Genomic DNA, 7,639 nt, shown 5'->3' on the forward strand with positions numbered 1-7,639 from the left:
GTCGCATAAAACAAATATCAGGAATACCAAGCCAATCAGTTTTTCAGAATACCGACCGCATCAATCACTTGCTGATTCGGGCGAAGCAAGTCTGGCAAACATTCAAATTCTCGATGTGCCACCAGAATGACCACGACATCGGCGGAAGACAAAGCTATTTCAAGGGGTACCAAATGATGCTGGGCAAGTGCAGAAGGAAGACTCTCGATGTTTGGTTCCACAATCATCAGAGGACGATTTCTTTCATTCAGACGCAGCGCAATGTGCATGGCTGGGCTTTCGCGCAGATCATCAATGTTCGGCTTGAAAGCCAGGCCAAGTAAAGCAATCCGCACCCCGGAATTCATTGCTTCGGGAGAGCGATCCAGGAATTGCTCGATCGCCCTGTCTATACGCGAAAGCACCCATTCCGGCTTGGACTCATTGACTTCTCTGGCGGTATGGATAAGCCTGGACTCATCCGGAACACTATCCACAATAAACCATGGATCTACTGCAATACAATGTCCACCTACTCCACAACCAGGCTGCAGAATATTGACCCGCGGATGCCGATTGGCTAGCTTGATCAGTTCCCATACATTGATATCCAGCTTATCGCAAATCAATGACAGCTCGTTTGCAAAGGCAATATTCACGTCCCGAAAGGCATTTTCAGTTAGTTTGCACATTTCCGCAGTACGGGCATTGGTCTGTATACATTCCCCCTGTACAAAAACTCTGTATAACCCTACTGCAGCTTCAGAACATTTCGGCGTCATACCTCCGATCACCCGGTCGTTTTCAACAAGCTCGCGCATCACCTGACCAGGAAGTACCCGCTCCGGACAATGTGCAACACGAATATCGGACTGCTCGCCCGCATGCTGGGGAAAAGACAGGTCCGGCCTGACAGTGGCAAGCCATTCAGCCATTTGCTCGGTGGTGCCTACCGGAGAAGTGGACTCCAGAATAACCACATCACCCTTCTTCAAAACAGGCGCTATGGATTTCGCGGCTGTTTCAATATAGCTTAAATCCGGTTTATGATTTCCCTTGAAAGGGGTAGGAACTGCAATAAAAAAGGCATCGGCAGGCTCGGGAGAAGTTGTAGCTCTCAGATAACCTTCTGTCACCGCGGCATGAACCACCATGTCGAGCTCCGGCTCGACAATATGAATTTTCCCTTGATTGATAGTTTCCACGGCATGCTGGTTCACATCTACTCCAATGACTTTCACCTTGCGCATGGCAAAGGCTGCGGCAGTGGGCAATCCAATATAGCCCAGACCAATAAGAGAAACGGTTTTGTTATGGTAATTTCCGGTCATACGTACTTTCCTCTGTCTAAAGATTATTGATAGCCGACACAATCCGCTTGCAAGCCTGACCATCTCCGTATGGATTATGGGCAAATGACATACACTCATATTCAGTACGGCTATTCATCAGCGTACGAACACCTTGGGCAATCCGGCCTGTATCCGTCCCAACCAGCCTGACCGTTCCGGCAGGTATTGCCTCAGGGCGTTCGGTCGTGTCGCGCATCAGCAGAACCGGTTTGCCGAGTGAAGGAGCTTCCTCCTGGATGCCGCCGGAATCGGTAAGAATGATATAGGCGCGCGTCATCAAATAGACAAAGGGAAGATAATCCAGAGGTTCGATCAAATGAATATTGGAATGCCCTTTGAGAATACGGCTAACCGGTTCACGCACGTGGGGATTCAGGTGCACCGGGTAAACAAAGTCCACATCGGGGTATTCTGCCGATAAATCACGTATGGCCATGCATATACGCTCAAAACCTTCGCCAAAATTTTCCCGGCGATGACCGGTAATCAGCACCAGACGCGCCCCGTCGCGTAAAAAAGCAAAGCTGGATGCAAGATCACTGGATAAAGACATGTCCTTTTCCAGCTTGGACTTGATGATCAGCAACGCATCAATTACCGTATTACCGGTAACATGGATCTTGGTTTCCTCCACGCCTTCCCGAAGTAAATTGGCCCGCGACTGCCTGGTAGGAGCGAAATGCAATCTGGCCAGGGTACCTGTAAGCTTACGATTGGCTTCTTCGGGCCACGGTGAATAAAGATTACCGGTACGAAGCCCGGCTTCAACATGCCCGACAGCAATTTTCTGATAATAAGCAGCGAGCGTTGCGGCAAAAGTCGTTGAAGTATCCCCGTGCACCAGCACCAGATCTGGCTTGAAATTCTGAAGTTCAGGCTCTAGGCGGGTCAGTATCTCACTGCTGATACCAGATAGTGTTTGCCCTGGCTTCATGATATTCAGGTCTACGTCTGGCGTAATTTCGAATAACTCCAAAACCTGATCCAGCATTTGCCGGTGCTGCGCAGTTACACAAACCCTTGACTCAATGTTTGGCTGCCCAGCAAGCGCTTGGACCAGGGGAGCCATTTTGATGGCCTCTGGTCGTGTTCCAAAAACTGTCAATATTCTCATAATCAGAATCCTATAATCACTTTCGCACTCACCGCTATCTGAAAAATGATTTGTGCCAGATCTTTCCAAATCTGCCGATGCTTCACTTCTATCTTCGGCAGTACCAATATTTCATCTCCGGCACGAACAGGAACCTCGCCCTTGCCAAGGATGAAAAACCCTTTATCACCACTTGCTTCGGAAAAACTGCCATCACGGCTAGCCACAATGATGCGGGCAGAATCAGCGTTCTGCGTATATCCGCCGGCACGACGCACATAGTCATCCAGGCTGAGCGCTCTGTCGAAAGCTATGGCATTGGGAAAAAGCACTTCGCCACTAACCAGAACCAGGCCATCCTTTGCTGGGACGCGTAAAATGTCACCATTTTCAAGCAGCAGTTCATCGCGGGTATCGCTTTGGGCGATCACCACCTGACCGTTGGGCTCAATTTTTTTTGCCCTTTCCACCCATTGCAAAACAAGATCAGCCTCATCCTTGCGCAAACGGGCCTCTTCGTTAGTACCCGATCGAGCTGTAAGCGCAGCCGCTTCCAGCGTCCTCAGCGAGTTATCCAGCATTTGTTTCTGCCGCACCTTGACGCTCTGACGAAAAAGTTGCAGACTGGTTGTGTCTGAACGTTCTGAATACCGAATTTGTTGCAGCAGGTCTTTCATGCGTGCACCATAGGGCAACACGTATTCCTGTGCGCTCAGATGCTCTCCTTCTACACGAACGGTAATCGTCCCGGGTTTCTTGTCTCCCGTAAATTCAATTTCATCTCCGTTTTGCAAAGGTACCCGGCCAGCGTCAGCCAGCGCGTAATACTCCACATTTCTTATTACCCCGGTATTGCGTATCACTCTCACATGAGTAGCTCCGGCTTTCGGTTTGGCCAGCTTCGCAACATCGGCCAGAGTCTTTGCGCGATCTGTAAATTCAAAGCGTTTAGTATTTTCGGCCATGCCACTGACCTTGACAGTGTTTTGGCGAGGTGCGACAAAAACCACATCCCCGACAGCGAGTTGTATCAGTGGCAAAGTGCCTTCAAGCAGGAAATCATACAAGTCCACTACTGCCCTCACCTGCTGACCACGCTTGACCTGCACGTTCAAAAATGAGCCTCGCTCTGGATCAATCCCCCCTGCCTGGTCAAGATAATGCAGCAGACTGTCCATACTGGTTCCACTGTACAAGCCGGGACGGTTAACAAAACCACTTACGAAAACCCGTACCGGCTGGGCAGCAGCAAGACTTGCATAGCTGGAAACATTGGAACGGAACACCTTGGCAATTGCCGCTTCCACGAGGCGCTGGAGATCCTGGTTGCGAACACCGAGAACCTGGACTGGGCCAGCATGTGGCAAAAAGATGTTTCCTTTCGGATCCACGGTAAGCTGGGAATCAAACTCGAATGCCCCCCATAACCGGATCTGTATCCTGTCACCCACCGCTACTGCGTAATTCGGATTAAACTGGGTAGCACCCTGACGGGTAAACGCTCCGGTGAACAGATTGGCGCCAAAAACATCACTGCTCAAATTTGCTTCATAATCAGCAAATTGCGGAGGAAGAGAGCGAAGTTCCGGGGCTATGGTCGATGCAGGGCTGCGTACTTCCGCAGGCTGTTTTGCCAGTGAAGTTTCAGCAGTCATGGAAGGCAGGTTAAGAGCCTGGTTAATACCATACATATCCGTTAATTGCGCCCTGGCAGGGAAGCATGCAAACATCGCGGCAACCAAAACTAAGAACGGGAATGAAAATCTTGCTGTCATGAAATCAGTCCTTATGATCTTGCACGATAGCTGCAATAAGATGCGCCACGCCAGCCAGCAACAAGGTAGCCAGCATAAAAACCAGGGTATTGTAAAAACGCCGGGGTTCCATCGCATATTCCGGCTGTGTGGGTGATTGAAGTACCGATACTTTTTTAATGGTGCGGATCGCCTCGATACGGCCTTTCTCCAGCGCAACCAAGGCCGTTTTGTAAATATCCTGGGCAAATGCTGCCTCCATTTCCAACCGCTGAAATTCTTCCACAGAACGGTTTAATTTTTTCCCTCCGGAAGAGACGAGTTTGGCTTTTTCCTGCGTAATCTGGTTTTCCACCGCAGAAATTTGTTGCTTGAGCTGGGTGATATTGGCATGACCAGGAACCAGATAAGCAGCCAAAGCCCTGTACTGGGTTTCCAGAACAGTACGCTGCGCTTCAAGCTTCGCAATAATCTCGGCAATGTTCTCGGTGGTGGCTTGAGGAGAGAGCAATCCTTTCTTGTCCTGGTAAGCCAGAAGCTTCTGGCGCGCCTGCATGACCCTTTCTTTCATCTGAGCAACCTGTTTTTCAAGAAAGGACACCTGATCCTGCGCCAGATTGTGTGCCATCCCATTCATAAAACCTTCTCCCTCCTGCACAAGCAGCGAAGTAATCGCCTTGGCGACACCGGGATCGTAACTTTGGGACTTGATGATCAGGATGCCGGCATAATCGTCAAATTCCACATTGACTCGTGAGAGGTAATGACGGTGAAACCACTCCATGGAAGCATTTGCAAACCATAGACGGGAGAAAGGGTCACGTTCCGGGTCGCTGTAATGAGCGCGCAAGTTTAACGCGGCATCCAGTTTCCTGAGCATATCCACAGAAAGCAAATGATCACGCAACAAAAGCTGGTCGGCACGATTAATGGATGTACCTCCAAGCAGACTGGGGAAATCCATGGAATGATTGCTATCCAGGTCGGTGCGCTGAATAATGACGTGTGCCTCGGATACATAGCGGTTTGATGCAATAAATAGCCAGTACACCGATGCTGCCAGGGACGCAATCACAGCAATGGAAATGATGTTGCGACGGAATCCCATGGGTGTCATTCTTCGCCGCAAACTGCCCAGAAAATTTCCTGGAAATCCTGCCAGAGCATTGGGTTTAAAGGAATAAGTCATGTAGACAAACTATCCTTGTAGGCCTTTAAAGCATCATCAATCTGGTCAAACCAGTATGCCTTACCGCCGTGAATCCAGATACCCGCCGAACAAAATTGCTTGAGCGTGCCTTCACCATGAGAAACCATGATCAGGCCTGAACGGTCGGCAAGTTGCCGGAAGGCAGTGGCAGCCTTGTTTCTGAAAGCCGCATCTCCAGTTACAGTGACTTCATCAGAAATATACACATCAAAATCAAATGCAAGTGACAAGGCAAATTGCAGCCGCGACTTCATACCTGAAGAGTAGGTTTTAACCGGTTCATCAAAAGCATCGCCGATTTCTGCGAAACTTTGAATATAGGCAATGCGTTCTGGAATATCGTCTTCATGCCCATGAATGCGGCATACAAATTTACTGTTCTGTCTCCCTGTTAGGGATCCCTGTAATCCTCCTCCAAATCCCATAGGCCAGGAAACATGGCAATTGCGTTCGATACGCCCTCTGCTTGGCTGATCCACTCCCCCTATCATGCGCAATAACGTCGATTTCCCAGCTCCGTTGGCACCAATCAGACCGACATTAAGCTTGGGAGGAATAGAAAAAGACACCCCTTGCAAGACCCATTTACCAGGGGCATGATCGGTTTGATAACGTTTATAGACATCTTCTACCAGGATCATTGAGTTACCATCCTCAGGCCGAACTGTCGATACAATGCCAACCCCAGAAAAACACTAACCAATGCAAATCCATGCAAATAAACAACACTCAGTTCTGGAACTGAATGATAGTGAAGGGAAAATCCGAGACGGGCTGCTTCCAGACCATGGGCAACAGGGTTAAGGAGCAGCCAATCCCGATAAGGCTGGGGTACTGCAGAAATAGGGAACATGACTCCAGAAATGATATACAGTGGCATCATGATCAGATGGATGATCCTGCTTAATTCTGGCACCAATTCAATAGCCACAGACATAACCAGGCCAAAACCCAGGCCAAACAGCCATATCCCTAAAAATGCGTTGATTACCCCCAGCGGATCTGCGGCCGACACAGAAAGCCCGAACAAAGCCGCACCGGCCAGCAGGATCATGATAATGATTGCCATGAGGAATCCTTCCAGCCCCGCACGCACCAGCGCGGAATCCACAGGCTTGACCTGACGGTATGCAAAAAGCGCCTGGTTGGAACCAACTGCATTCATGACCTGCATTGCGGTGCGGCGAAACATAAAAAATGCCAGCAACCCGACCATAAGCCATATCGCCATGTCAATACCACCCACCGACTGTATACGGGCGGTTGCGAAGATGAGCATGAGGAAAGCCACATGCAGCACTGGTTCTGCAATTAACCAGAACCAGGCTGCGCGACCGGTAAACGCCCGGCTCAAAGCCTCACGAAGAAAAAGCGCTTTCCAGACGGAAAGAGTAATAGCAAGAGGGGTGCGGGCAGAACGCATATTACTTACTATCCACTGACAACATGAAAACACCACGAATTTTCTGAACGAAAAATCCAAAATTACATACCCTCAATGCAGAAACCGCCCTGTTTCGATGATAGTCTTCCTGGTCATTCTGGATACGCTGAAAAACATATGACAAAGAGATGATATGCATTGGGGATTTTAATTTTTTGAATTACTGAGTAATTGACCTGCATTTATACAGTTTTGCCTTATTCTTGTGCCTGTCTAAACAGCGCTTTGCTACCAATAAAAACGCATTCCATAAAAATTCTCAAACTTGCAAATCCATTACGGACTTCCTGTTTTATTGGATATCCACCGGCAATTTGCTATGTCACCCTGAATACCCACATACTCTTCCATTCAACAATCCAAGACTAATCTACGCCTTCCATTGGCAAACAGATAGCTGTCAAACTTAACAGTTGAATTTCATTTCATTATTAAAATCAATCAGTAACCATATTGTTAATTCTATAAGCAACAGCATTTCTCAAATACGGATATGTAACCTCATGCAAAAATATGGTCTCTCAATTTTTGTAATCTAAATTCCAGCATGTATGGCTTCAAAGAAGATAGCCGGCACTGCCGCAATCTGCCCATCTTGTCCGCGTTAAGATTCTTGTACGTTACCCCCTCCAATTGGAACCCTTATTTCGACGTCTCGTAACCAATTTGGACACCCTGCTTCTCCACCTCGATCCAGGAAGCAAAGATCAGGTGGCCATCAATCCGCATCGGAGGTCCGGCACGGTGTGACCTGAATCCGGCATTCCTCAGCAGCCGCTCTATGCCCAGTGGAGAGACGGTAATCAG

The 7,639-nt window shown here is 48.8% G+C and carries 6 protein-coding genes; all 6 read right to left on the minus strand.

The window, feature by feature from the left end; all coding sequences use genetic code 11:
* Positions 1–35 precede the first annotated feature (35 nt).
* Genes wecC through KJA68_RS02595 form a run of 6 tightly spaced genes read right to left on the minus strand, consistent with a single transcriptional unit; the run spans position 36 to position 6,811 of the window.
* Positions 36–1,310 carry a UDP-N-acetyl-D-mannosamine dehydrogenase gene (gene wecC, locus KJA68_RS02570; RefSeq protein ID WP_213035361.1) on the minus strand — a complete coding sequence of 425 codons (1,275 nt, stop codon included), beginning with the start codon at positions 1,308–1,310 and terminating at the stop codon, positions 36–38.
* A gap of 16 nt (positions 1,311–1,326) precedes the next feature.
* Positions 1,327–2,445 (minus strand): non-hydrolyzing UDP-N-acetylglucosamine 2-epimerase, encoded by a 1,119-nt coding sequence (gene wecB / locus KJA68_RS02575; RefSeq protein WP_213035362.1) that lies wholly within the window; start codon positions 2,443–2,445, stop codon positions 1,327–1,329.
* A 2-nt stretch (positions 2,446–2,447) separates the two neighbouring features.
* A complete protein-coding gene (locus KJA68_RS02580; protein WP_213035363.1) occupies positions 2,448–4,199 on the minus strand; it encodes a polysaccharide biosynthesis/export family protein in 1,752 nt (583 codons plus the stop codon).
* Positions 4,200–4,203: 4 nt separating this feature from the next.
* Complete coding sequence (locus KJA68_RS02585; RefSeq protein WP_213035364.1) at positions 4,204–5,367, minus strand: KpsE/RkpR family capsule polysaccharide export protein; 1,164 nt, start codon at positions 5,365–5,367, stop codon at positions 4,204–4,206.
* A complete protein-coding gene (locus KJA68_RS02590; RefSeq protein WP_213035365.1) occupies positions 5,364–6,029 on the minus strand; it encodes an ABC transporter ATP-binding protein in 666 nt (221 codons plus the stop codon). Before KJA68_RS02590 ends, KJA68_RS02585 begins: the two co-directional genes overlap by 4 nt.
* On the minus strand, positions 6,026–6,811 hold the full coding sequence (locus KJA68_RS02595; RefSeq protein ID WP_213035366.1) for an ABC transporter permease: 786 nt from the start codon (positions 6,809–6,811) through the stop codon (positions 6,026–6,028). Before KJA68_RS02595 ends, KJA68_RS02590 begins: the two co-directional genes overlap by 4 nt.
* Positions 6,812–7,639: the final 828 nt, after the last annotated feature.

Source organism: Candidatus Nitrotoga fabula, from assembly GCF_905221025.1.
Lineage (GTDB): Bacteria > Pseudomonadota > Gammaproteobacteria > Burkholderiales > Gallionellaceae > Nitrotoga > Nitrotoga fabula.

What these genes read in the sequence shown, in the direction of transcription:
- wecC (WP_213035361.1), bottom strand. Translation starts at nt 1,310, where the DNA reads ATGACCGGAAATTACCATAACAAAACCGTTTCTCTTATTGGTCTGGGC.
- wecB (WP_213035362.1), bottom strand. Translation starts at nt 2,445, where the DNA reads ATGAGAATATTGACAGTTTTTGGAACACGACCAGAGGCCATCAAAATG.
- KJA68_RS02580 (WP_213035363.1), bottom strand. Translation starts at nt 4,199, where the DNA reads ATGACAGCAAGATTTTCATTCCCGTTCTTAGTTTTGGTTGCCGCGATG.
- KJA68_RS02585 (WP_213035364.1), bottom strand. Translation starts at nt 5,367, where the DNA reads ATGACTTATTCCTTTAAACCCAATGCTCTGGCAGGATTTCCAGGAAAT.
- KJA68_RS02590 (WP_213035365.1), bottom strand. Translation starts at nt 6,029, where the DNA reads ATGATCCTGGTAGAAGATGTCTATAAACGTTATCAAACCGATCATGCC.
- KJA68_RS02595 (WP_213035366.1), bottom strand. Translation starts at nt 6,811, where the DNA reads ATGCGTTCTGCCCGCACCCCTCTTGCTATTACTCTTTCCGTCTGGAAA.